The sequence below is a fragment of the Providencia xihuensis genome, assembly GCF_041953405.1.
GTDB lineage: Bacteria > Pseudomonadota > Gammaproteobacteria > Enterobacterales > Enterobacteriaceae > Providencia > Providencia vermicola.
In genome coordinates, this window is record NZ_CP169565.1 from 149855 (window position 1) to 175233 (window position 25379).

Annotated in this window: 25 protein-coding genes and 1 pseudogene; 14 read left to right on the forward strand and 12 right to left on the reverse strand. The window is 37.6% G+C overall.

The window, feature by feature from the left end; all coding sequences use genetic code 11:
- Positions 1–49: 49 nt before the first annotated feature.
- Together ACE2AL_RS00655 and ACE2AL_RS00660 are read right to left on the reverse strand one after the other, a co-directional pair.
- The gene (locus tag ACE2AL_RS00655) at positions 50–607 is read right to left on the reverse strand and encodes a tyrosine-type DNA invertase (protein WP_206085157.1); all 558 of its coding nucleotides are present in this window, start codon (positions 605–607) and stop codon (positions 50–52) included.
- 362 nt (positions 608–969) lie between these two features.
- Positions 970–1556, reverse strand: a pseudogene (locus tag ACE2AL_RS00660) (formate dehydrogenase subunit gamma).
- A 148-nt stretch (positions 1557–1704) separates the two neighbouring features.
- Here ACE2AL_RS00660 and ACE2AL_RS00665 point away from each other — a divergent pair.
- The 3 genes from ACE2AL_RS00665 to ACE2AL_RS00675 all read left to right on the forward strand — a co-directional run bounded on the left by ACE2AL_RS00665 (position 1705) and on the right by ACE2AL_RS00675 (position 5580).
- Entirely contained in the window at positions 1705–2445 is a 741-nt protein-coding gene (locus ACE2AL_RS00665) for a MurR/RpiR family transcriptional regulator (RefSeq protein ID WP_206085156.1), read from the forward strand.
- Between the two features lie 193 nt (positions 2446–2638).
- The gene (locus tag ACE2AL_RS00670; RefSeq protein ID WP_219245279.1) at positions 2639–4195 is read left to right on the forward strand and encodes a PTS transporter subunit EIIC; all 1557 of its coding nucleotides are present in this window, start codon (positions 2639–2641) and stop codon (positions 4193–4195) included.
- Positions 4196–4209: 14 nt separating this feature from the next.
- Complete coding sequence (locus tag ACE2AL_RS00675; RefSeq protein ID WP_272538866.1) at positions 4210–5580, forward strand: adenylosuccinate lyase family protein; 1371 nt, start codon at positions 4210–4212, stop codon at positions 5578–5580.
- 590 nt (positions 5581–6170) lie between these two features.
- On the opposite strand, the gene ACE2AL_RS00680 is transcribed toward ACE2AL_RS00675, so the two are convergent.
- On the reverse strand, positions 6171–7973 hold the full coding sequence (locus ACE2AL_RS00680; protein ID WP_206085153.1) for an FUSC family protein: 1803 nt from the start codon (positions 7971–7973) through the stop codon (positions 6171–6173).
- 109 nt (positions 7974–8082) lie between these two features.
- On the opposite strand from ACE2AL_RS00680, the gene ACE2AL_RS00685 reads away from it, so the two are divergent.
- Positions 8083–8544, forward strand: coding sequence for a MarR family winged helix-turn-helix transcriptional regulator (locus tag ACE2AL_RS00685; protein ID WP_272538867.1), 462 nt, complete (start codon positions 8083–8085; stop codon positions 8542–8544).
- Positions 8545–9025: 481 nt separating this feature from the next.
- Here ACE2AL_RS00685 and ACE2AL_RS00690 read toward each other — a convergent pair whose 3' ends face one another.
- From ACE2AL_RS00690 to ACE2AL_RS00730, 9 genes are all read right to left on the reverse strand, one after another.
- Complete coding sequence (locus ACE2AL_RS00690) at positions 9026–9457, reverse strand: hypothetical protein (protein ID WP_375083827.1); 432 nt, start codon at positions 9455–9457, stop codon at positions 9026–9028.
- A gap of 23 nt (positions 9458–9480) precedes the next feature.
- On the reverse strand, positions 9481–9900 hold the full coding sequence (locus tag ACE2AL_RS00695; RefSeq protein WP_206085150.1) for a hypothetical protein: 420 nt from the start codon (positions 9898–9900) through the stop codon (positions 9481–9483).
- Positions 9901–10211: 311 nt separating this feature from the next.
- Complete coding sequence (locus ACE2AL_RS00700) at positions 10212–10685, reverse strand: hypothetical protein (protein ID WP_272538869.1); 474 nt, start codon at positions 10683–10685, stop codon at positions 10212–10214.
- Entirely contained in the window at positions 10666–11316 is a 651-nt protein-coding gene (locus ACE2AL_RS00705) for a hypothetical protein (protein ID WP_272538870.1), read from the reverse strand. The genes ACE2AL_RS00700 and ACE2AL_RS00705 overlap by 20 nt, the downstream gene beginning before the upstream one ends.
- Positions 11294–11875: a hypothetical protein gene (locus ACE2AL_RS00710; RefSeq protein WP_375083828.1), complete on the reverse strand. Its 582-nt coding sequence runs from the start codon at positions 11873–11875 to the stop codon at positions 11294–11296. Before ACE2AL_RS00710 ends, ACE2AL_RS00705 begins: the two co-directional genes overlap by 23 nt.
- The gene (gene sctJ / locus ACE2AL_RS00715) at positions 11850–12599 is read right to left on the reverse strand and encodes a type III secretion system inner membrane ring lipoprotein SctJ (RefSeq protein WP_353167338.1); all 750 of its coding nucleotides are present in this window, start codon (positions 12597–12599) and stop codon (positions 11850–11852) included. The genes ACE2AL_RS00710 and sctJ overlap by 26 nt, the downstream gene beginning before the upstream one ends.
- Before the next feature lie 2 nt (positions 12600–12601).
- Positions 12602–12898 carry a type III secretion system inner rod subunit SctI gene (sctI, locus tag ACE2AL_RS00720; RefSeq protein ID WP_272538873.1) on the reverse strand — a complete coding sequence of 99 codons (297 nt, stop codon included), beginning with the start codon at positions 12896–12898 and terminating at the stop codon, positions 12602–12604.
- 56 nt (positions 12899–12954) lie between these two features.
- The gene (locus ACE2AL_RS00725; protein ID WP_375084291.1) at positions 12955–13242 is read right to left on the reverse strand and encodes an EscF/YscF/HrpA family type III secretion system needle major subunit; all 288 of its coding nucleotides are present in this window, start codon (positions 13240–13242) and stop codon (positions 12955–12957) included.
- A 68-nt stretch (positions 13243–13310) separates the two neighbouring features.
- A complete protein-coding gene (locus tag ACE2AL_RS00730; RefSeq protein ID WP_375083829.1) occupies positions 13311–14480 on the reverse strand; it encodes a PrgH/EprH family type III secretion apparatus protein in 1170 nt (389 codons plus the stop codon).
- Between the two features lie 193 nt (positions 14481–14673).
- Here ACE2AL_RS00730 and ACE2AL_RS00735 point away from each other — a divergent pair, with 193 nt between their 5' ends.
- From ACE2AL_RS00735 to ACE2AL_RS00780, 10 genes are read left to right on the forward strand one after another with little or no spacing between them, the layout of a single operon-like run.
- On the forward strand, positions 14674–15453 hold the full coding sequence (locus ACE2AL_RS00735; protein WP_272573811.1) for a helix-turn-helix domain-containing protein: 780 nt from the start codon (positions 14674–14676) through the stop codon (positions 15451–15453).
- Positions 15443–17140, forward strand: coding sequence for a type III secretion system outer membrane ring subunit SctC (sctC, locus tag ACE2AL_RS00740; RefSeq protein WP_375083830.1), 1698 nt, complete (start codon positions 15443–15445; stop codon positions 17138–17140). The genes ACE2AL_RS00735 and sctC overlap by 11 nt, the downstream gene beginning before the upstream one ends.
- Positions 17131–18228 carry a type III secretion system gatekeeper subunit SctW gene (sctW, locus tag ACE2AL_RS00745; protein WP_272538878.1) on the forward strand — a complete coding sequence of 366 codons (1098 nt, stop codon included), beginning with the start codon at positions 17131–17133 and terminating at the stop codon, positions 18226–18228. The genes sctC and sctW overlap by 10 nt, the downstream gene beginning before the upstream one ends.
- Before the next feature lie 15 nt (positions 18229–18243).
- On the forward strand, positions 18244–20310 hold the full coding sequence (locus tag ACE2AL_RS00750) for an EscV/YscV/HrcV family type III secretion system export apparatus protein (RefSeq protein WP_272538879.1): 2067 nt from the start codon (positions 18244–18246) through the stop codon (positions 20308–20310).
- A 17-nt stretch (positions 20311–20327) separates the two neighbouring features.
- A complete protein-coding gene (locus ACE2AL_RS00755; protein WP_272538880.1) occupies positions 20328–20735 on the forward strand; it encodes a type III secretion system protein in 408 nt (135 codons plus the stop codon).
- Between the two features lie 16 nt (positions 20736–20751).
- On the forward strand, positions 20752–22044 hold the full coding sequence (gene sctN / locus ACE2AL_RS00760) for a type III secretion system ATPase SctN (RefSeq protein WP_272538881.1): 1293 nt from the start codon (positions 20752–20754) through the stop codon (positions 22042–22044).
- Complete coding sequence (locus ACE2AL_RS00765) at positions 22041–22484, forward strand: hypothetical protein (RefSeq protein WP_349422542.1); 444 nt, start codon at positions 22041–22043, stop codon at positions 22482–22484. Before sctN ends, ACE2AL_RS00765 begins: the two co-directional genes overlap by 4 nt.
- A complete protein-coding gene (locus ACE2AL_RS00770) occupies positions 22471–23772 on the forward strand; it encodes a hypothetical protein (protein WP_375083831.1) in 1302 nt (433 codons plus the stop codon). The genes ACE2AL_RS00765 and ACE2AL_RS00770 overlap by 14 nt, the downstream gene beginning before the upstream one ends.
- A gap of 2 nt (positions 23773–23774) precedes the next feature.
- Positions 23775–24701, forward strand: coding sequence for a FliM/FliN family flagellar motor switch protein (locus ACE2AL_RS00775; protein ID WP_375083832.1), 927 nt, complete (start codon positions 23775–23777; stop codon positions 24699–24701).
- Between the two features lies 1 nt (position 24702).
- Positions 24703–25368 carry an EscR/YscR/HrcR family type III secretion system export apparatus protein gene (locus ACE2AL_RS00780; RefSeq protein WP_206085134.1) on the forward strand — a complete coding sequence of 222 codons (666 nt, stop codon included), beginning with the start codon at positions 24703–24705 and terminating at the stop codon, positions 25366–25368.
- Positions 25369–25379: the final 11 nt, after the last annotated feature.

Consider the following 25379-nt stretch of genomic DNA (forward strand, 5'->3'; position numbering starts at 1 on the left):
TTTATAATATTGAACTTTAGTTCCATGTTGATACAAGTCATTAAATTGTCTATTGATTAGACCAAATGCCACTAAAACGTTTTTCATTACTTGCGGTATAAATTACTGTATGGGCAATATTTCGATGCCCTAAATAGTCTTGAATTAATCGGGTATCTCTACCGAGGTCAGCTAATGCATACCCACATGCATGTCTTAACATGTGCGGGTGAAGTTTGACGGGTAGCCCTGCGATTTTGCCGTATTGTTCAAATAAACGGTAGATCTGGTAGCGAGAGATTTGGCTCCCTTTTTGTGAGATAAACAAGCAATCTGAGCTGGACGTTTTCCAAGAATTTCGCTCTAACAACCACCTTTCTATTGCAGTAAACTCTTCAGGAATTATCGGTTGAACAGTGGATAAACCCCCTTTTAACCGTCTGATGTAGATTATTTTTTGTGCTAAATCAATATCTGCCATTGTGATGTGAGTAAGTTCGCTAACCCTTAGACCATGTAGGAAGCTCATTAATAACAAGCAATAGTCGCGATTGGGATATCTCCCCTGTTTGGTTGCATTTAATAGAGCGTTAACTTCTGTGCGTGTAATAAATTTGCGTTTAGTCATTATGATCTCATTTATACCTCGTTACATTTCGCTATATACCAATGATAAATTAACTAAAAATAATTAATTTTTCTAAAATTAAACACAATATGTCATAAGTACACGTGATGATACCTAAATGTGAGTGATTAATCATGGTGACTTTTCATACTCTCTCACCGCGTTAAAAAGTGTAAGAAAACAGAAAGAATGGAATTCTTGAAGGATAAAATTTATTTTTCTAAAACAGGTCTCACTCACTGAAATAAATTGATTTATGGGTGGATGTTGTTGTGTTGGTGCGGGGATATAAAGGGCATCTACGGGGAGGAATCTGCCAAGCAGTACCATAAATGACGCTGCTTGGCGGTTTTAATTTACGATTATTCTTTCTTCTCTTTTTCTTCTTCTAATACTTCGCGATACCAACGAGGATGGTGTTTCCTTGCCCATCCACGCGTCACCCAGCCTTCAACCATGCTACGGATAGAGCCTTTTACCCAAAAGGCAGCATAAGCATGAACAACAACCGTAATTATCAGGGCTATTGCAGAAAGTGAGTGTGCCAGTAATGCTGCTCGAATTATCGAAATTGAAAAATAATCAGCGAAATAAGGACGCCAAATAATAATTCCACTTACCGTTAAGACGATAAGGCACAGGCTGAGAACCCAATAAATCCCTTTTTGGCCAAGGTTATAATGGCCGATATCGCCAGCTTCCTCATTACGTAATACCTTGTGAATATTTTTAGCCCAAATAAGGTCTTGCTTATCCACAAAGTTATATTTTAACTATCTAAAAAACATAAAGATAAATAAAAATGCCATGAGGCTACCGACAAAGGGATGCAGTGGGCGTCCCTAAAATATTCATAAACCAGTTTTATGAGGGAAAAAAAGAAACCTAATCCACTGAATGCCGTAAAGATAATGACGACTAACAGGTTACATTGCACCTTCTCACAAATTTACCTCCCTGAGTTCTACATAAAGGCCCTATTTGGCGTATAATCAGCAAATTGATTATTTTGTGCTATTTCATCATTATTAATCGTCATCAGGTTGTTGGCCCCTTCAGTACAATGGGATTTTTCGGCAAAATTGGTCAGGTGGGATATGTTGGAATTTTTAAAAAATTACGATAATTTAACGCTCAGTGAAAAAAAGGTATTAAAATATCTGAACGATAATATTGCCGATATACCCTACTTAAATATCAATGAGTTAGTCGCAAAAACCTATGTGTCGAAAACAGTCATTATTAACTTATCGCAGAAATTAGGCTTCAGTGGTTTTAAAGAGCTTAAATTTCAAATTAATAATTATATTCTGTCCAAAAATAAAACTGAAAAAGTCACGCCCGCGTCCTACAAAAAACAACTCGAGAAAAACATTAATAAAAGTTTTACGCTGATTAATGAAGATCAAATTAATGACTGTGCGAATATTTTACATAAATCGCGAAATATTTTTATTGTTGCGAGGGGTACCAGTAAGGCCGTAGGGTATTATCTTGAGCACTTACTCTTTGCATTAGGTCTGCACTGTTTTTTTATTAATGACTACAATTTGTCTGATTCTTTCACTCGACTCGTCAGCAAAGATGATACGGTGATATTTATTTCACTTTCTGGCGGAACAAAAAAGATTATTGAGACTGCCAAAATTGTCCAATTGAAAGGCGCAAATATCATTAGTATGACAGCATTCAATACGAATGAATTAACCAGTTATACCGATAACACGCTTTTTTGTTTTGCAGACAGTTACGATACTAAAAGGGATGATACCAAGTCCCGTATTGGTTTTTTTATTTTAGTTGATTTACTTATCAATGAGTTAGAAAACCTACTTTAGGCGAATTTCTTAACCTACTCTTCCTATATTACCGCCTTTTTATTGTTATTTTTAACAATAATGCCGTTTCAAAATGACTTAGGTCATAATTTATGACCTAAGATAATTTTTAAAACCGGGACATCATTTCTTTTATAAAACCCCCAAGCTAGTATGCCTTTAATTCTAATAATAGAAGTCATAAGGAAAAAGTATGGCCAGAAGAAAGTTTGGTGAATCTATCCAACGCTTTGGGAGAACATTACTCCTTCCGATTGGTGTGCTTGCACCTATCGGTATGATATTGGGTATCAGTGGTGCGTTAGTGCAAACGTATATGATTGCACGCTTTCCTTTCCTCGGAAATGAAACAGTTAACGCTCTATTAGTTAGCATTCGTTCTATTGCAGGGGTGATTTTCGATAATATCCCATTGCTGTTTGCGATGGGGGTCGCTTATGGGATGAGCCAGAGAGATAAGGGGATTGCCGTCTTTGCGTCGGTAGTTGGTTACTTATCCTTGATCATTACCATGAATATTTGGTTGGTGCTCACCGGCAAGCTCGCTGATGCAGCGATTATGAGCCAAGTGGGGCAGATTAAAGTTCTTGGCATACAAACCCTGAATATCAGTGCGGCAGGGGGGATCATTACGGGTTTAATTGCCTCTTGGGCGACTGACAAGTTCTATAACCTTGAGCTTCCTACCGCGTTTGCCTTCTTCTCGGGGAAAAAATCGGTATCCATTATCATGATTGGTTTAATGATCATGGTTGGTGCGTTATTACCGTTTATCTGGGAAGTCTTAGTCCAAGGATTAATGAAGTTATCTGCTGTATTCTTGAGCCCTGTCGGCCCATTCTTTACGGCAGGTGGTGAACGTTTATTCATACCGTTTGGCTTACACCATGTCTGGAACGTGTTGTTCCGTTTCACTGAAGCGGGTGGTACCTATGTTATTGATGGACAAACTTTTGTGGGTGTTGTCCCTGCGTTAACTGAAGTGTTATTCAAACAAGGTCCTAACAGCGAATATTGGGCGATGATGCCAAGTTTGACTCGCTTTATGGCGCAACAGCAAATGTTAGTAACACTGTTCTTATTCCCTGCGATTGCGCTGGCAATTTACAGAACATCGAAGAAAGAAAACCGTGCAGAAGTGAAGTCGATGTTGGTGACAATGGTATTGACCGCGATGCTGGGGAACGTGACAGAACCGCTCGAATTTACCTTCGTATTTATTGCACCACTGTTGTATCTCATTTACGCGATTATCGTGGGTATCGGTGCAGTGTTACTTTCTTTCGCGGGTGTTGCTATTGGTTATATTCGTGGAACGGTATTCGACTTCACGATATTTGGATTGTTATACGAGCATACAAACTGGATATTCTTAGTCATCATTGGTAGCTGTTTAGCCGTGGTCACTTACTTTATTTTCTACTGGGCGATTATCAAATTTGATATTAAAACGCCAGGCCGTGAAGAATCCAGCAACCTGAAAAATACCTTAATTAAAGAAAAACGTTATGGTGAAATTGCAGAAATTTTAATCCAAGCGTTAGGTGGAAAACAAAATATTCGTAATGTAGATAACTGTATTACTCGTATGCGGATTGATGTTGGCGAAGTGAATCAAATTGATAAAGATTTAATGTTGGAATCAGGATGTACCGCATTCTTCTTTCCATCGGCAAACCATGTCCATGTCGTTTATGGGCCGAAGGTTGAATTCGTTCGCAATGCTGTTGATGAAGCAATGAAGAAATAAAGAAGGGATACGAAATGAGAGCATTATACGATTCTAAAAGTAAAACAATTGATGATCGAGGTATTAAAGCGCTTTTATCTGATGAAGCAAAATATACAACTTGGTTAATGTTTGAATCTATGTTGGCTCAAGCGCAAGCGGAGCAGGGGTTTATTCCCCAATCCGCAGCTGATGAAATTAAAGAAAAGGCGATTATTGAAAATATTGATTTTGAAGAAATGAGCCGTATTTATCAAAAAATCGGCCATGGCTTCGTGCCTTTTCTGAAAGTATTAGTGAATGCTTGTTCAGAAGAGAGTGGAAAATATATCCACTACGGTATTACCACACAGAATATCCAGCAGAGTTCCCAACTGTATATGATGAAAACGGTACACAATAAGTTTATGTTGTTGCTGAGTGAAATCATTGAAAACCTTTCTGGTTTGGCAGAAAGAACTAAGCATATGGTAATGCCAGGCAGAACCCATGGACGCCATGCGATCCCGATTACTTATGGCTATAAAGTGTCGGTGTGGATAAGCGATTTTATTGATTGTTATCAGCGCATGAAAGAGTGCGAAAAGCGTGTATTCACCATCATGATGGGGGGGGCGGTTGGTGCTTTTAACTCGATGCCAGGTATCGGTTTAGAAGTGCAAAAACGCGTCGCTGAGCTAACAGGTATGCATGCTATGGAAGTGCCATCGAGAAACCTAAGCACCCATAAACTAGAATATATGGCGAATTTAGCGCTGATGGCGAATATCTGCCATAAGATTGGTGAAGAAGTTTACAGCACCACATTGGAGGAAATTGCTGAGGTTTCTGAAGGATTTACGAAGGGTACTGTGGGCAGTAGTACGATGCCACACAAGATTAACCCGAAATTAGCAAAAGGTATTATTGCAAATTCACAGAAACTGTATTCTTTGCCAAGTGTAGGGATGTACTCAGCGGTACGTCCTTATGAAGGTGACAGCAGTTCTTATATGTTATTCGATGGCTTAATTGAAGAAGCGTTAGAGTTAACGACAGAAATCTTATTAAGAACCGAAGAGCTTTCAAGAACTCTCGTTCCTCATGAAGATAGAATGCTGCATAACGTATTGAGAAATAAAGGGTTAGATAACACCGAATACGTAATGATGAAAATGGCAGAAAAACTAGGGAAAGATAAAGCCCATGAGCTGCTATACGAAGAAGCGATTAAGACTGCAGCAGATGGCGAGGATTTCTATACTAACCTCACCAAAAACAGTGTGATATCCGCTGCTTTTAGCAATGATGAAATTAAAGCGATGTTAGATCCACGTTCTTATATAGGTTTGTCTGTTGAGATAGCAGAAAAAGAAGCGAAACGTGGCCTCGTTATTTCACAAGAAATTAAACATAATTATAAGTAACAGTGATTAACGGTAATGACAGAGCCACCTATTTAGGTGGCTCTGAGGCTGTTGACAAAGCAGGATAAAAACGTGGTTTTTCCTGCTTTGTGTTATCAGCCGAAAATCAATAAATTGATTTTCCTTATTAATATTCAAAACCTATCCAACCTGCAGTCAAACCTCATCGGTTTGTCAGCAGTCTGAGAGCCACCTATTTAGGTGGCTCTTTTTTTGATAGAAAATAAGAAGCTATCGCTGACTGTATTTTTTAAGGTTGTATTAATTGATAAATTTTTCATTCAACACCTTTTTCATTTATACATGAGATAGCGCGTTTCAAAATTAAGGGATGACAATTTTACTCTCTTAAATAAAGGTGAAAATCATTTATGTCTAAACAATATCGCTTTATTACTAAAGCTGTTGATTTTCTATTACCCAGCCTTAAAAATGCGGATCACAGATAAAAGTGCGATTTATATATATGCGACAGGTGCTTTTGATATTGTCCCTTTAGGTTTAGAGTCAGAAGGACTTTGGTAAAAATTATCGCTAGAAAAATAGCGGGGTGTTTGTTAGGCAAAAATGCCGTTTAATCCCTCTTTTGCCTAATTGTTTTTCAAATGCTTTTTTAATTGAAAAAGTGCTTGTTGTCTTATTTCATTACGCTGTAGAAACCGAAAAATCGCAGCCATTTTTGTTGCTTCTAATCTGCTTTGTTGAATGCGTTTTTCAAGCACTTTAAGCACTCTCATCTTCGACTCTTGATGCGCAAACTGTTTCTGTAAAATAAACAGATTTATCCAAATACCATGTCGAGATGCAAAAAACTCCAGTGTTGATTCATAAGGTTGCCCATTTTTACCTGCAAGTAATAAGCCGCTCAATAAACGGTGCATCATCTGGGTATTCGACGGCTTGTTCCCTTGAATTAGTGTGGTGATTCCTTGCTTAAATTGCTGTTCTGAAAGATAAATTAATTGCTGGTAACGTTTTTTAGGATTGGTGGGGAAAATCCAGGCAAAAGCCGCCATGGCAATTAATGGGCCAGAGACTACCGCAATGGCATTGCCCACATTTTGCGCCAGTGAAAGGGAAAAAGGATAGCTGGGTTGTAGCAATATCAGTGAAACCATAATGTAGTCAAATGCGATTAGGGCTAATTTATTGTGTGAATAAATCACAACGCCACTAATGATGACTGGAATGATCAACAATGCCATTTGCCATGATGATGAGGCGAAAGGCCATAAATACCAAGTGCAAATTAATGCGGCAATCGCACCAAAAAATTGCCCCGTAAAGATGTATTTCATAAACCTTGCAGGGTAATCAATGGAGGCAAACAAGGCGAGCATGACTGATAGCCCCAGTGTTAAGTAGGCCAAGGCTTGCCATTGTGTCCATAACCATAAAAAGCCAACCGCTATAATGGCGATAAAAGAACGTGTAAAAGCATGCCAAGCAGAAATTTTATTTTGATGGAGTTTTAGCTTGTCATGCTGACTCGGGCGTTTGGTTGATTTTCCGAGAGCCGCATAATAAAGAGGGATTAAGAGCATTTTTAGTACGCCAGTTGGGCACAAAGACAAAAGATGTTTCCATTGTCTATCCGTAGGCTCTTGCGATGGAAAATAGAAAGGTGGCATCGATTGGAATTGTTCTAAATGTAGCAATATCTGGCTTTGAAAAATAAGCTTCTGCCGAGCTTTGGCGACTTGTTTGCGGTGGTAGCGCCAGCCAATACGGTTCGCTTCTAAAATGTCTTCATAGCTCGTCATTGCTTGCCAAAGTTGGTCAATATCCTGTTGCTTTATCGGGCTTTTTTGTTCCAAAGCTTGATGCAAAATTGAATAAAACTGCGTATCGACTTGATTTTTAAGGGCAATGACGGGCTCTTGTTCACGTTTTGGGGTAAACAAAAAATTGAATACGACCGCTGAAAGTACCCCGACAAGAATTGTCCATAACCTGTCCCAAGCAACCATAAATAACCCATCGGTGCTATGGACACTCAACATACTGACCATGACCGCAGAGTAACCCGCCAAAAAGGTGCCATAGGCGACGAAGCCTTTTTGTAGCTGACCGATGCCACTACACGCGCCTAACCATATGGCTAATCCCACAATAAATAACAACGGGTTAATGAGATGCAGTTGAATTAATATCACCCCAGCTAGTACACCAATGACGGTGCCCGCAAAACGCCACCAACTTTTTTCGAGTAAATTTTCCCGCCAAGGTTGTGCTGAAGCCCAGACCGTCATGGCTGCCCATTGTGGATGAACTAATCCCAAATATTGAGCAATAAAAAGTGCAGCGATAGAAGCACAAGCGGTAATAAAGGCAAAACGAAAGCGTATTGGATTAAACCCTAAGCGAAGCAGTAGATTTGTATTATGTGGCATAGATTATCGGTGAGTTTGGCGTGTTAAAAGGTTTAATAGTTGATAAAATCAACTAAAGGCAGTGTGATTATCGACTAATTAGTTGATAAAATCAACTAAAGAGGGATTTATGCGTACAGAACAGGCAAGGGTGTTTGGGGTGATCAGCCGAGCGGCTCATCATTATATGAAATGGATGGGGGAGCCTTATGGGCTCAATGCTATTGAATGTTTGATGATTTTGCATATTCATCAATATGATGCTTCGACACTCGAACAAATTTCGAAGGCGATGGTGGTGGATAAGTCAGTGACAACTCGGGGGGTGAGTAAGTTTTTGGCAAAAAATTGGATAGTAAAAACCCATAGTCAAACCGATAAACGGGCTTACCACATCTCGCTGACACCGCGTGGTCACACTATTGTGGGTGAATTAAATGATAAATTAGATAAGTGGAATGATTACTTAGCTACTGGTTTATCTGAAGGTGAAGCGCAGCAATTATTTGCCTCTTTAGAAAGCTTGGCAAAGAGGGCGGTAGAAAGTTCGGTAACGGATTTTCCTTTGATATGTGAAGGGAAAATGACGTGAGATGATATAAAAAAAGCCAGTTGGGTTTAGCAACTGGCTGAGTGGTTAAATCGAATTATTGTTTAAATACTGGGTTTATATGGGTCGCGGTTCATCCCTTCCCAGTGAAACTCTAGTTTGTTTGTTGCTGATTTATCACCGAATTTTAAATGAGTTTTTAGATTTCCAGTTCCATAATGGGGGTGAAGGTGCACATCAATGGAAAACTAATTTGGGTAATAATATTTAACCAAGTTATTATTTTATAGTTTTTGGGAATAGAATCCCGTGACTCGGTTTTCATTAAATAGCTCCGAATAGAATAAATAAAGAGTATGCTTAAGGTATATTTCAATGGAAAGGCCTAAGGATTCCTTTCCGCTAATGCAATATTAATAGAGTGATGATTAATTTATTATTTCATTTGATAGAGTATTTAATTAATAACCTTGTTTTTTTATGAAATCGTCGAGAAATTAAAATTACATTATAATTTATATGGTTATTTTATTTTTGTAACTGTCAGTGTGATTTTTTCTGATAAATCATCAGGTAACTTTGTTATTTTATTATTCATCATGATGAGTTCACTGTTTTTCTCAATTCGAATACTAATACCTAACTTCGCCGTGCTGTTAGCAACTTTTTCGGGTAAGTTAATTTCAAAATTGATGGTTTTATTCGCACCTTTAGAACGTAGTTGATAGTTTAATAAATTCTCTGTTGGTGATAGTGAAGTATCTATTGGGCTAATAGATATGGTTATCTCAGAGTTATCAGGAATGATTGATGGTGAGTAAATAACACCCTGTAGTTGATGGCTTGAAGAAATTTGAAGAACTTTAGGAAAATAGCTACAACCGAGTAATGTGCTAATAAATAATAGAGAAAATAAAGGTTTATATATTTTTTTTAGCGTTCTAATGATTGACATGATAATAACTCAACTTATTGAAATTAACGGATAAAGACTTTCTGAAAGAAGCATTTAATATATGCATATAATGTATTTCGTGGCTTATGCTTAGATAAAACAGGTATCTCTGATTTTTCGCCAGTATATAAAATACCAATTCTTGGTAATGTCATAATAAGATTTTCATCTAATTCAACTTTTTTAAATGATTGACGTAGTTGCCTAACCAATTTGTAATAGCTGCTTTCAGTCACAATAGTTCCTCTTTTTTCCCAGATTTCATACATAACTTCTCTCTTGTTACTTGTCTTAGTAAGTAAAATTTTCAATAAACAGGATTCATTTTCCGTAAGATTCGTTAATGTTTTCCCTCGTGATAGGGTTCTTTTTAGCGAGTCATAAACGACTTGTTCAGATAATAAGACTGTTTGCTCTATTTGCTTGTCATTAAGGTTAATCATAGGTTTTCCCATAAATGATAAATTAGTAATAAGTGATATCTATCCTAACTGGCGATAATATATGCATCAATATAAAGAAACGATGATTGATAATAAATTAAAAAAATTAAGTCGTTTTTTTATATTGAGGTAAAGTGTAATGAAGGTGTGAATTTAAATCATTTATGGTGTGAATTTATATCATAAATAAATTTGTATTTTTTATTTTTTAAGAGGTAATAATGATTGCTTGGCTATATATTAAAACGCATGATTGAAAATTATTAATAATTATGGGAATACCCACTTAGCTAAAGTGGGTATTCCCACATTTAAATATAGTCAATATCAGTATCGTCATCATCAGATTCTAGTTTTATCTGCCCAATATTACGATTAAGTTGTGTTGATAGCGGGCTACTCATCAGGCTGATGGACATATAACGTTTTAGTGTTTTATTGAATCGTTCATAGAGTGAAGAAGGCGTTTCATCAGCTCGTAGTTTTAGCGCTTGTAACGTACCTGCTATGAAACTTTCTTTTTCTTGTTTTTTTAAATGTATCATGGTGTTAAAAACGTAACTGAAGAAATCTTTATCGCTGTTTTTTTGTTCTAATTGCCGAATGAAAGTATCAATTTTTATTTTTTCCTCTGGAGACATTTGAATATTCTCACTCGGTTTTTTTGTCGAAGTGGAAGCGTTGATTGTGTGAGATGAGGATGCCATTTTTTGTTGAATGGTTTGTGTTGATGATAAAGTCACACTTGATGTAAATAATGGTCGGTTATTGATCGGTAGGTTCATGTTTGCCTCGGTGAGTACTGAGTAATTCAATGAATTTTTGATAGTTAGCCTTGTGCTCTTTTAATAATTGGCAGCGGCTGGAGACCGAAAAAATTTGTGGCAATGTGTTCTTTGCTGCAATGTTTGGCGAGAAATAACAAATTTCATTATTGAACTCTAGTGCGATGGTGTCGCTAGAGCTATTACTCTCAATTGTAAGCTCTGGATATTGGTCACTAAAAATGTGCTGCATATTTGCAGGCAAGTGTATCTGGTGATGACGTGTTTTTTCTTGTTGCAAAAGAAAGTAGTGTGCAACAATTTCTTTGATTCGCATGTCACTAAAAAAATTTACAAGTAATGCTTCAAGTCGCTCTGAACTTTGTTTAACTTGGTTCTGAAAGGCATCTTCACTTTTATCTATACAGATAAGAAAATCGGCTAATAATTGTTTTATACCGTCGTTATACCCTTGCTGATAAGCAATTTGATAAATTTCTGTTTTTTCTGTTACCGCCTGCTGATAGAGGTCATTGGCCTTTTTTTGGGCGTATTCAATGACTGTTTTTTGGTATTTAGATGCATTCAATGGGCGCTTTTTGATCAGCACTTTTTCTTGAGCTGTGTCTTTAACTGGCGATAGTTGTTTCATTTTTTGTACTTTCACTGAGATAATGGCAAGTTTTTTCAATAATATTCCAAGGTAATATTGCCTGGTGACAATTAGGGATCATTTGCTGAACTTGCTGACTAAACATATATTTTGCACGCTGAACATAGGCGTGGCCGAAAGGGGCTAGGCACAGCAAAATTTGTGCTGCACCTGATGCAATTAATTTACTTTCTGTATTATTGTTTAACACTTCAATTGGGTTTAATGGTTGAAGAAAATAGTGCTGTAACATTTTGCTATTAGGTGGTTTTCCAAAAAAAAACTCTGATTGAACTTGTAATAAAGCACCTAAATGAACAGCAACAATCGGCAGTTTCTTCCAATGTACTGATAACGCTTTGGGTAATAAGCGGGTTTGAGTGCTTGGCATCTGTAAGTCATATTGTTCAATAAGCTTTTGGTTATGCTGCTTTTGCAATAATGGTGCTAATTGGATGTAAATCAATCCATTAAACTCGGGATGAAAATAGTTACCAGGAGCAAGAAAGATATCTCCTTGCTCAATGAGTAATTTACTTAGCATCTGCATTGAGTGCATTCTCCATTTCCATTACTGGTGTTTTTTTATTATTGCGGTATTTCAAAACACAGGCCAATACACAAAATAAGAGAATAGCTAGACTAATAATTGCGCTAAGTATTATTGGATGAGTAGCGTCTTCTGAAGGTGATTTTATTTGGTACTGTAATGGTGGTCGGCTGACAATGACGACAGAAACGTTATCGTACGTCGTTTCTGCAAAACTATTATTTAAAAATAGTTTGATTTTATTCATCATCATTTTCGGGTCTTCACTCCCTGAATAGGTCACCAAGCTAGATATTTTTTGTACTTGTTTAACAGCGCCATTACCATTTAATGGATAGCTCACATGAACCCTTGCATTGACGACATTAGGAATAGAAAGCAATGACTGTTCAAGGCGTTGCTCAATCAAGGAAAGTAATCGAGTCCGTTCAGCCTGTGGTGAAGCAACCAGTGAATCCCCTGGAAAAGCTTGAATGATTTCAACGGGGTCTTTTGACGGTAAGTTGTACTGGCGCAGTAAGTCGACTGCTAGAACAAAATTTTCTGGGGAAACACGGATAGAATCCCCACTTTTATTATCATGTTTACGGTTGGCTTCAATACCATGTTCTTGCAGTACAGCAAGAACTTCATTACTTTGTCGTTGACTTAAGTTACTGAGTAGTAATTGATTGTCACAACCCAGTAATAAACTGATAAAACTAATTAATAACAGTTTTTTTAAAATATTCATGATTATTGCGCTTTTAACACTGTATCAATAGCAGAGACACTTTTATGGGTGAGTGTGCTAATCATACTCATGGCTAAATTATAATTACCAACTTGATTCTGTATTTCAATGAGCTGAGCGGGATTACTGACATCCACATTATTGGCTTTGTTTATTAGATTGGCTTTTTCATTACCAACCGCAGCAGTATATTCGGCAAATAAATTTTTTACTTTATCCTCAAATGAGCCAATAGATATTGGTGTAGTAACATCATCAGTAATATTAGATGGGCTAGAAAGAGATACTGGAGTGACCATAAATTATATCCTATAAAAATAAGAGCACCATTGTAATAGGTGCTTTTATTCAAAAATTAAACGTTACGAATAATCGCTTGAGCAGCGTCTTTAATTGATTTCATGACGTTACTTTGTAATTGTCTCGCCATATTATAGTTACCACTTAATGCGGTAATTTTACCGAGTACTAAAGGGTTATCGACCTCAACATTTGGGTTATCAATCATCTTCTTTAGCTGATCTCCGATCTCCTTAGTGCGTGCACTAAGACCTGCAGAAGCGCGATACATCATTCCCCATTTACTATCTGCTGCATCTCCTACCTCTAAGTCAGAGTTAACCCATTCCCCTGTACTTACCATATTACCATTAGTATCTTTTTGTTCACCTATACCCGGAGCTGGCATATAATTTTCCTTATTGATTTATGTTAAAGAGTTTTTGAATTAAATAACCAATGGTTATTGCCTAATAAAATATAACCATTGGTGTTTTTGATAAAAGATTTTCCTGCTAACTCATCATTTTCTAATGAGATAGAGAACTGAATTTGCTGTTCCCCCCATTGCTGATAGAATGAATTTACGAAACTAATTAATGATATGATTTGCTTATCATTTAGACTGCCATTTATACCAAAAATAGTTTTGTTGTTTTCGGTGATTTTATTCCATTTAACATTACTTTCTGTTAATCCTAGTTCGGCATTTTTTATTAATTCGTCTAGTTTTTTTATTCTAAATTCACTTTTTTGATAGCATTGGAAATATTTTAAAAATATTTTATCAATAATATCTTCTTCTTTTTTTGAAATGTTTTTTTCTATTATTTTAATAATAGGGTGACAAGGGTCATCTATATCTATTTTTAATAATTTAGGGATAATATCTGAGATCTTATTCTCTATTTCAATTTCAAGGTTGTGAATTTTTTCAATCTTAAAATGTCTACGATACTTTGATTTTAATAAGCGTTGCATGCTCCAGTCAAAGTCCCGCTGTGTTTTTACTAAGATTAATACCCCATTTTTACCGTCATCAGTGATTACTGCAGGGTGGTGGTTGCCACTAATAACATCCTCAATTGATTGTATTTTTTTATCCTTTGCCATCTCGGAATTGTATGGAATAAATAGACAACTGATGAATATAATAATGATTAATGATATACCCGCGAGCATTTTTGGATGGTATGGCGATTTTTTAAATTTATTCGCTCGCTTTTCTGGTTTAATAGCAATATCTGAGGATGACCCTTCAACAGGTGAGATAGCCCAAGGAGTATCAATATGTTTAATTGCAAAAGGGAATAAATCTTCCAGTACCGTTTCATGCAAATTAATAGGGATAATTTTGCTTTGATCTTGAGTATGAAGGTCAATGGCGATTTGGCCTTCATAGGAAATAATTGAAAACGTAAAAGGTTCTTGATGACTCGGTATTGAATAAATGGTAAATCCTTCATCAGAAATATTCGTTCTATAATTATTTTCTTCACCGATAATAATAAGGTTAGCATCTAACGTTATTATTATTTCCTGATCGCGCATTTCCCCATTGGCGATTCTCATAATATAGGTTCGATTGTTCATATCTGTCATGCATGTTATCTCGATAAAAATAAGTCAAGCGCATTAAACAGAATAAATATCGAGCAGTCAGCTGAATAAATCTTACTCATTTGCACCTATAGTAGGGTGAATAGGGTATGAAGTATTCCATTTTATTCCTTTGTATTTTGGGAAGGTGTCCTGCAATCTGCTCTAAAATCAACCAATAGATAGGGCTTATATAATGTCAAAGAAAGATATTGCTGCATTATTAGAAAATGGAAATCTCTATTTTTCTTTACAGGATAAATTATTTCTGGCAGTTAATTTTGCAGAGGGAGCGGCTTTTAGTTATAAATCTCCATATTCAAAATTAAATATTCAATTCGAAAAAAACGCTATATTTATCGCTAATGATGACGCGTTGGATAAATCAGCGAATCCTGACTGGGAAATTTATTCAATAGAATTGTCTGAGCTAATTGAAATCCTTGCTGTTATTGATACTGCAATGAAGCAATCTTTTCTTTCAAAAAAAGATAAGCTTTATTTAAATGATGAAATAACTCAAGAATTTATTCCATTAGATGAAGCGTTTTTTACAGAGATATCTATTAAAAATGTTGTTATCGATTTAGTTATTCGAGAGCAACCAGAGTTTGAAATTTGGTGTAATACATTACGTAAATACGAAGCTTACGGCATGATGCGTTTTATTCTTTCTGCTGCGCAAAATGATAAAAATGCCAATATCAATCAGCTTTGTGCTCGCTATGGTGTATCTGCTTCTTATTTTAGGCAACTTTATAGAGAAAACTTTAATAAAACAGCGAAACGAAAAATAATGAGTGTTCGTATGGCAAACGCGATTTTGCAATTAATTGAAAGTGAAGGCTCAATTTTGGATGTGGGACTAGAAGCAGGCTACTGCTCAGCCTCTCATTTCACTAATGATCTTAAGAAAGAGTTGGGACTAACTCCTTCAGAGATTAGGCGCCTTGGAGCAAATTTATATGAGCAGTAAAAGAAAAGGAGCAATATTTATTGCACTCCTTTTGTTGAGTGTCAATGTTCATTCGGCTCAATCTGAAACCTTCATTGCAGAGCCGATGGCACAAGAAAAGAGCAATGATACGTTCGTGGCGAATAATATTGCCGTCGGTAAAGTTTTTGAGGCTGTCGCGGAGCAATTAAATAAGCCGATTATTTTAAGCAAATTAGCCGCACAGAAAAAAGTCACGGGTAATTTTAATCTTGCCAATGCTGACGAAATGTTCAAAGCCTTAACTCGTCGTATTGCATTGGTATGGTATGACGATGGCGCCAGTATCTATGTTTACGATAATAGTGAAATGCGTAGTGTGCTTGTGCCAACCCATAAAGTCAGCAGCGGGCAGGTACTTAATTATATTCAGCGTAATGGAATTTATGATGAACGTTTTCCTGTACGTTCCCAAGGTGCTGATAACTTGCTCTTTATTTCAGGGCCCCCTCTGTATGTTGAGCTTATTAAAGCGGCTACATTGTATCTTGAGAAACAACTAACTCAAGAAGAGTCAACAAGCAGTGAAGTTGCTGTTATTTCATTGAAACATGCCTCTGTCACCGACCGGACATATTCATCCCGCGGTCAGAGTATGACGGTGCCTGGCATGCTGACAGTTATTAGTACGTTGCTTAAAGATAGTGGCAATACGGTAGATGAAACCGTTAACATCCAGCCTGTAAAACTTAATGTATCTGGGGATTCAATTGATGAACTGATGGATGCGCCAATAGGGGAAGAAAGGCAGGAAAAAAAGCAGGTTATTGTTAACCGCTCTTCGGGTAAAAATGCGCTTTCATTGGTGGCTCATCCAGATAGTAATAGCTTAATTGTTAAGGGCAGCCAAGAGCAAATTAACTATGTAAAACAGCTTGTTCGTACACTAGATGTACGTCGCCGCCAAGTTGAACTCTCATTATGGATTATCGATATCACTCGTTCTGAGTTAGATAATTTAGGCGTGAGTTGGGAAGTAGGATCATATAAAGCGGGTCGAGGGGCGATAGCCTTTAACCGCAGCACATTATCCAATAGCCAAGACTTTCTATTACAGATAGATGCGTTAAGTAAAAAGGGAGATGGACGTATTGTGTCTCGCCCCGTTTTACTAACCCAAGAAAATATCCCCGCATTATTTGATAACAACACCAGTTTTTACGCCAAATTACAAGGTGAGCGTATTGCGACGTTAGAGCAAGTGACATACGGCACCATGATCAGTGTCATGCCTCGTATTTCAGCGGGTCAGCAAGTTGAAATGGAAGTGAATATTGAAGATGGTGCACAAAGCCATGGCAGTGATGGCAAGGCTTCCAGCGTTGAAGGGCTGCCGTCTATTAATCGCACAAGTATTAATACCGTTGCACGGATTGCGCAGGACAGTAGTTTACTGATAGGTGGTTACACTCGTGAGCAATATATTGAAAATGAAAGCAAAATCCCTGGATTAGGGGATATTCCTTGGATTGGCGGGTTATTTAGTAGTTCCTCAGTTAACCAGCAGAAAATGGTTCGCCTATTCCTTATTCAGCCTCGTTTATTGGATGAAAATGAAGCGTGGGATGGTCGGCAATTTTCAGAAAAAACACGTATCACTCAACGTGATAGTCAATTGCACGGCACGGTACAGTTTTTACAGCAATATATGAGTGAATCATGGCAATAACGCCGATGAATTACAGCAATCGGTTTTTATCCAACACTCAGGATAAAAGCCGTGCATCATCAAAGAGCAATAGTGATGATAGCGACGAGGTTGCTCGTGGTTTAGGTGTCATTGATAGTAGTAGTGAATACGCATCAATGGCTATGCTAGCTGCGAGCCATGTGCGTCGAGGAAACTCTCGAAAGGCACCTGATGAAGAATGGACTCGTTTTTCTGAACGCATTTTAGATAATGATGCAGATGAAAAAGTGATGAGAATCGAGGGGTTGCTAAATAAGCAGCTTATGACACCGCAGCAATTGCGTGCATTATTATTGCAGTTTTTCCCAGATCCAAGCGATTTATTAATGGCGCTAGCAACATTAATTCATCGAAGAAAGTTAAAGCAGGAGCAAATTAACAACCTCGAGACATTAAATGAGTCTCTTCTGAATGATGAAAATGCGCGTAGTGCTCAAGCTGGTGCAAATGTAGCTCTATTAGCGAAAGCATTTGCTGAAAAACTAAAACAAAGTGCTGGGAACCTGAGGGCTGTTTATCGTGAGTTTATTAATTATGATGGCCCTGTGGTTTATTTATATGAACAGTGGGTTGAAGAATTAGAGTTTCAAGAACGTGAAAATATGATGCGCTATCTCGCTAGAGCATTGGCATGTGATTTGCAGGCCTTGCCACTGGGAGATGTCAATGTCAGTGAATTTGGTAATTTTTTTATTCGGGTGGGACGGCTAAGAGAACTACAATCACTTGACCATATATTTAGTCAGCAATTTTTTTTATCAGCATGTTTTCAAAATAATATTGATATAAATAAGCCTATATTGGAAAAATCGCTTAGCCAAGTTTTTACCAGCGGGATCCGCGGGCAAACAATATTTGAAGAAAAAGTAGTTTCTTTTATTAATAAAGAACTTCGTATTGCTCATACCGAAATACGTGCTCAATTTTTGCAGTTATTACTATTGGCTTTTTCAATGATCCCTGTAGCGGTTTTTCCATCATTGGAAGAGAGAGAACAATTATTGGAATCTTTAAAAAAATATATGAGCAATATTGTGGCTAAAGAACAACAGAAAAAAAATAAATAGGAAATTTATCATTCTATGAAAAATATAACAGGGTTTTTATTACAGATCCGACAGCGACCTGAATTAATGGTATTGGTGATTATGGTGATGGTTATCGCTATGTTAATTATCCCATTACCAACGGTGTTGGTCGATTTATTAATAGGCCTGAATATTATGATTTCAGTACTTGTTTTTATGAGTTCTTTTTATATTACTCGAGTACTTAATTTTCAGTCGTTTCCATCCATTTTATTAATTAGTACATTATTTAGATTAGCTTTATCAATTAGTACAAGCCGCTTAATTCTATTAGAGGCGGATGCAGGTGATATTATTGCCACGTTTGGTGATTTTGTTATTCAAGATAATCTTGTGGTTGGTATGGTGGTCTTTGCCATTGTCACGATTGTGCAATTTATCGTGATCACTAAAGGTTCTGAACGTATTGCCGAAGTTGCTGCCCGCTTTTCTCTTGATGCGATGCCAGGTAAACAAATGAGTATTGACGCAGACTTACGTGCTGGTGTGATAGATGAAGCTACAGTTAAAGAAAAACGTAGTGATCTAGAGAAAGAAAGTCAGTTATTTGGTTCGTTTGATGGTGCGATGAAATTCATTAAAGGGGATGCCATCGCAGGGATCGTGATTATTTTTGTCAATTTAATTGGTGGCATTTCTGTTGGTGCAGCTCAACAAGGGATGGATATATCAACGGCGTTGAATACGTTTTCCTTATTGACGATAGGTGATGGTTTAGTTGCTCAAATCCCTGCTCTATTAATCTCGATAAGTGCAGGTTTCATTGTGACTCGGGTGGGTGGTAATGATAAAAACCTAGGGGAAAACATCGTTTCTGAGTTATTTGCTAATGATTTTACGATATTAATTACGGCATTAATTGTGTTATTCATGGGGTTCTTACCAGGCTTCCCAACCAGTATATTTTTATTCCTTTCGGCGCTGTTATTTGGGTTGTTTTCTGTACGTTACTATAAAAGCTACAAGAAAAAGCCACAACAAGATCTACAAGAAACGGAAAGTGTTAACTCAGATGTGACAGAAGGGGAAACTCAGCGCGCTAATCAGGAACTTGCAGAAGAATATATTCCTGAAACATTGCCAATTATTATTTCTGTTAATCAAGAGTACAAGCCGCATTTAGAAAAGCATAATTTTCTAGCAAGAATGAAGAAGGATGTGTTTATTCGCTATGGATATCGGATACCCGATATTGCGATTAATTATTCACCTATTGTACCTGAGAACAAAATCGTCATTTTAATCAATGAAGTCAAAGCTGGTGAATACAGTATTTGCTTCCATGGCCATCGTTTATTAACACAAACAGAAGAATTAGTTCATCTTGGTATAGAGTTGACCGAATATACCGATGAATATGGTACGACAAGTTTTTGGTTTGCTGAGCGAGATAAAGAAAAGATTGAGCAACTTGGCCTATTTAGCCGTGATGATGTAACAGAAATGATTGATTGCATTAGTACCTTGATGCTACGCCATATTAATGAGTTTTTTGGTATTCAAGAAACAAAAAATTTACTGGATGATCTCGATAAGAAATACCCTGAACTGTTAAAAGAATGCTATCGACATGCCACGGTGCAGAAAGTCACTGAAGTTTTCCAACGTTTATTAATGGAAAAAATATCCGTGCGGAATATGAAGTTGATTATTGAAAATTTAGTGCAATGGATACCAAAAGAAAAAGATAGCCTGATGTTGGTGGAGCATATTCGTAGTGGAATGGCTCGCTACATTTCTTCTCGATTTGCGGTTGATGGGCGGCTCAATGTCCTGATGGTCAATTCAGATTTTGAAGACACCATTCGTCAAGGGATCCGCCAATCTTCTGGGGGGGTGTATTTACACCTTGAACCAGAAACCAGTAATCAATTAATTCAAGCGGCGGAATTGGCCCTAGAAAATAGTTATTTGTCGATTAGAGACGTCAACATGCTAGTACCCGTAGATATCCGTCGTTTTGTGAAAAAAATTTTGGAAGGGCGATTTCCTGAATTAGAAGTGCTTTCTTTCAACGAAGTCTCTGAAACCGTGAAAGTGAATGTGATTAAAACAATTTAATTAATAAGGAGTAAAATATGAAATATCGATTTATAGAATCATTAAATAAATATTTATCTACAGAGGGACGTAGTGACTTAATTAACCCAGAGTTAGACTGCCATACTAATATCCAATTAGAGATGAATGATTCACCTGCTATTAATATCGATCTTTCTTCAGATGATATTATTATTTGGTGCGCTTTAACTCCATGTAATTATAGCCGCTTAGAATCAGTAAGCAGTTTATTATTAAAGTCGATAGTTGAATATGCACCACGTAATTTTCAACCAGGGCAACCTGCATTAAACTTGGTGGATGATAATTTTATTTTATCTGCGGTATTAAAAGAGTCTGCATTAAATGAAAACTCAGTATTCTCAGATAGTTTTGATGAATTCTTTGAACGTGCGAATGAATTGCGCATTCAACTTTCAGCCTAAATTATCTTGATAGATGATGAAAATTTTTGATATCTGCGCGCATCCTGCGCGCATTCACGGCTGTTTGATTGAGGCGCCTTTGCAAGGGGTATTCATTGGTGAAATCTGTTTCATTGAACACTCAATTTCTCATCCAGAGATCATTGCGAAAGCACAAGTGGTGGGCTTTAAAGAAGGTTTAACGGTATTGAGCTTGATTGGCCGAATACAAGGTTTAACACGCGAAGTCGTAATCCGTCCTAGCGGTTACCCCTTTGTATTTCCAGTAAGTGAGTCTTTGGCAGGAAAAATTTTTGATGCATCAGGTGAGCAAGTTGGTCAATTGGCTGAAAGTTCTAGGGAAGAAACAGGTCTCAATAGTCGCTTACAACGTATTGATAACCCGCCAATTAGTGTCACACAACGGCGGCCTATCAATGAGCCTTTAACCACGGGGGTTCGTGCTATTGATGGGCTACTAACATGTGGTTTAGGACAACGCATTGGTATTTTTGCCGCCGCGGGTAGCGGAAAAACGTCATTGATGAACATGATTATCAACCATGCTCATGCTGACATTCATGTAGTGGCTTTAATTGGTGAACGTGGTCGAGAGGTTATTGAGTTTATCGAAGAGTTAAAAAGCTCTCCTCATGCCGCCCAGACTATTTTGGTGTATGCCACATCGGATAGCCCTCCAGTTGAACGCTGTAATGCCGCATTATTAGCTACCACAATTGCTGAGTATTATCGGGATCTGGGGCGCAATGTTTTGTTATACGTCGATTCAATGACGCGTTATGCAAGGGCGTTAAGGGATGTGGCGTTAGCAACGGGGGAATTGCCAGCAAGACGAGGCTATCCTGCTTCTGTTTTTGAACAATTACCGATGTTATTAGAGCGTCCTGGACGTGTGAAGCATGGAGCTATCACCGCTTTTTATACTGTTTTGTTGGAAAGTGAAGAGGAGGCAGACCCGATTGGCGATGAAATTCGTTCGATCCTCGATGGTCACATCTATCTTAGCCATAAATTGGCGGGACGTGGGCATTATCCAGCAATTGATATCTTACAAAGTATTAGCCGTGTTTTCTCGAAGGTAGTATCCCCAGAACAGGCGAAAGCAGCTGTTGAAGTACGTGAAATGCTCGGCACATTACAACAATTACAACTGTACTTGGATTTAGGGGAATACAAAGAAGGTGAAAACAGTGATAACGATAGAGCGCTAAGCAAACAAGTTGAAATTGAAAAGTTTTTAAAGCAAGGCATGGGTGAATCGAGTGACTTTGAAAGTGTGTTCAATCAGCTCCATCAGTTAACAATATGAGTGTAAAGAATTTATTGCTGCTAGTTGAGCGCCGTTTAGATAAAACTCGGCAAGAGCAAGGAAGGCTGAATACAGCTATCTGTGAATTACAACAAAATTTGCTGAGTATAAAAGAGCGTACTCAAATTTTAGCGGCGCAGGTTGTTTTGTATGAAAAGTCCCAAGAATTAAAACCCGTTGAGTTTTGGGAACGACAGCGTTTGAAAGCGGCGGTATTGGCCGAGATTGCGCAATATGAGTATCAAAGCGATAGCATATTGACGCAAATCGAAAAATATCAGCAGTTAGCTGAACGAATAAAAGCGCAATCACTAGCATTACATCGAAAGTGTGAAAAATTCCAAAAATATCTCAAACAGAAGCGAGCTGAACAGTGCTTAAAATTAGAGCGTCAGCAACAACATGAAATAGAGGAGCTATTTGTTCATGTCCGTCATTAAACCTTTTCACAATGAAAAAACAATAGGTAGTGCCGCTGAATTACCAGTAAGAAGCGACCAGTCAGGACAACGTTATCGCCAGCCAACAGCAGCGAATAGAAATATACCTTCTTATCAAAAACTAGCGATGAAGGCCGCTAGTGTTTTTGAACAAAATACAGGTGCTAAATCAGAAGATAAAGGTCGTTTAGTGGGGGGGAATAATGACTCAAAGCTCTCATCTTTCACGGGGCAGGGAGTGCCGATATTACAGGAGGGACCGTTAGCTATTTCTTGTGACATGCATTTATTTAACGGCGTAGTTGAACCTGAAATTCAAACAGAAACTCTTTTGGAGCTAGGTGATGAAACAGAGCTCTGCAACCAACAAGAAACATCAAGGGATTATGAATTGTTAGATGATGAAATTCCTTTACTCAATATGAGTGGCATCCCATTAGCGCCAAATAACAATATTGTTCAGAAGCCGAACCAGTTATTGATGTCATTGGCAAAAGAGAAAGGGAATTCATCTGAACTGCCTGATATTCATTATGTTGATGAGCAAATAATAGTTAACCCACTGTTATTGAAAAGAGAATCGAAAGGTGATTTTTTCGCGAAGAAACCATCGATGGTATTAGAGAATGAAGGCCATCAAGTGGGAGGAAATCCAGCAACAGAGCGATTAGCAATGGGTATGCAAGAAAGTAAACAGGGCATTGAACACTCAAAAACAGTTGCTCAGGAAGCTCACGTGAATATGCAACCCGAAATTACAGTTAAAGATCCGCAGTCCGATACTACCGCTAAATTAAGCTCTGCAATAATGCAAGAGCGCGTCATACAAGATTTGACGAAAAGTGAGAAAAACCAGTCCGTTTTACAAGAGAATGAAAATATTGATGTCATTAACATATCTCGAAATAGTCTAGGGCCTACGGAACTTGGAACCACGGTACAACCTCAGGCTCAAACATCAGTAGCACGTGAGTCATCTTCTGTGGCATCTCAGATAGATAAATGGGCAGGTCATAGCGCTGCAATTGCGGATTCTCACATTAAAGAGACTTTGCCGCGAACGTTAACTTATACCTTCCATCAATGGAAAAATACACCGTCTGTGACTTTTGAATTGGCGACAAAAACAGATTTTATTGCCACAACACAGAGCCGTGAAGTGCAACATAGCTTACAAGAAAATAAGTATTTACTCAGTGGTGAGAAAAATATTTATTTCAGACAAGACCAAGAACGTGGCCAGCAGCATAGGCAACAACAGGAACAGCATCAGCAAGAAGACGATTAAGTATGTTGAAAATTCGACGAGTTGGTCAGCAAGAAAAGCAACTAAAAATTTGGCAGCAGCAATATCACGTTGATGTGGTTAATTCTCTCACTCACTCAGGACAACGTTATTTTAGAGTGTGTTTACAGAATAAATTGCAGCGAGTAAACGTATTAGTTCAGATTGAAAAATGGTGTCAGCATCGTTGGCCAGAACTTGTTCATTACGCGTGGGGTAACTTGAGTGTTGATACGCTGTGCAATGTTTTTATGTTTGAAAACAAGCATCAACATTTTTTTGAGGGGCAGTTTACATGTTCTTCGGTAGAAATCATTGATGGTAATGATATTCAAGGATTCAGATTATCAGCAAAAGAAACCTGTCTCGGTGAGGTACTGCTGTGTACTCCATTTGATGGCCTAGCGGTGCGAGAGCAAGCCGATAATGGCATCACTAATGTCTCAGTATCGGCAGATTGGGTTTTAGGATACAGCCATATTAGCTTGTCACTCTTGCGTACTTTAGCGTTAGGTGATGCGCTTTGTATTCAACAATTACAACTACATATGTTGGTTGGCGAACGTGTATTTGCACGGTTTCAAAAACAAGAAGAAGGTTTATTTATGATTGAAGAAATATTGTCTCCAGAAGATGGTGAAAATATTCAATTGGTGGACGATTATCAAGATGAAATTGAACGTCCATTTAATATGGCAGATATGAGTATTAAATTAACGTTTGTACTTGGCCACAGTGATATTCCTGTTACAGAGCTTGGTAATATACAACTTGGTTCAGTATTTTCCATTGGTGAAAATAAAGAACGAGAGGTAAAGATATACGCCAATAAGCAATTAGTGGCAGAAGGAGAACTGATTTATTTAGATGATGAGAGTGAATTAGGCTTAGAAATTACCCGCATAATTAGTCTCGGTGATAAAAGGGTATAATATGCCAACGGTTCCACAAGAAATACCTTTATTAGCACTTATTGCATTTTCAACACTACTCCCCTTTATTATTGCAGCAGGTACGTGTTATTTAAAAATATCGATTGTATTAGTTATGGTGCGTAATGCGATAGGCGTACAACAGGTACCATCAACCATGGTATTAAATGCGATAGCTTTATTATTATCCATTTTTGTTATGATGCCGGTATTGCAAGATGTGAACAATTATATGCGTCAAGAAAGTGTTGATTTTAGCAATGTGGAGTCCATAGATCACTTTGTTGATGATGGACTGGGGCGCTATAAGAGCTATTTACAGAAATATTCAGAACCACAGCTAGTTAATTTTTTTGAGTCAATACAGCAGGGACGTAGCGAAGAAGAAATTCATGAGGATGGTACGCCTCCAACTTTATTTTCTTTATTACCCGCATATGCACTCAGTGAGATTAAATCCGCATTTGAAATTGGTTTTTATATTTACCTGCCTTTTGTGGTGATTGATTTAGTCATCTCCAGTATTTTGCTTGCACTCGGTATGATGATGATGAGTCCAGTGACGATTTCTATCCCTGTAAAATTAATTTTATTCGTTGCTATCGATGGATGGACATTAATTTCTAAAGGATTGGTGATGCAATATATTGAATTAGCTCAGCATTGACGTGGAATATT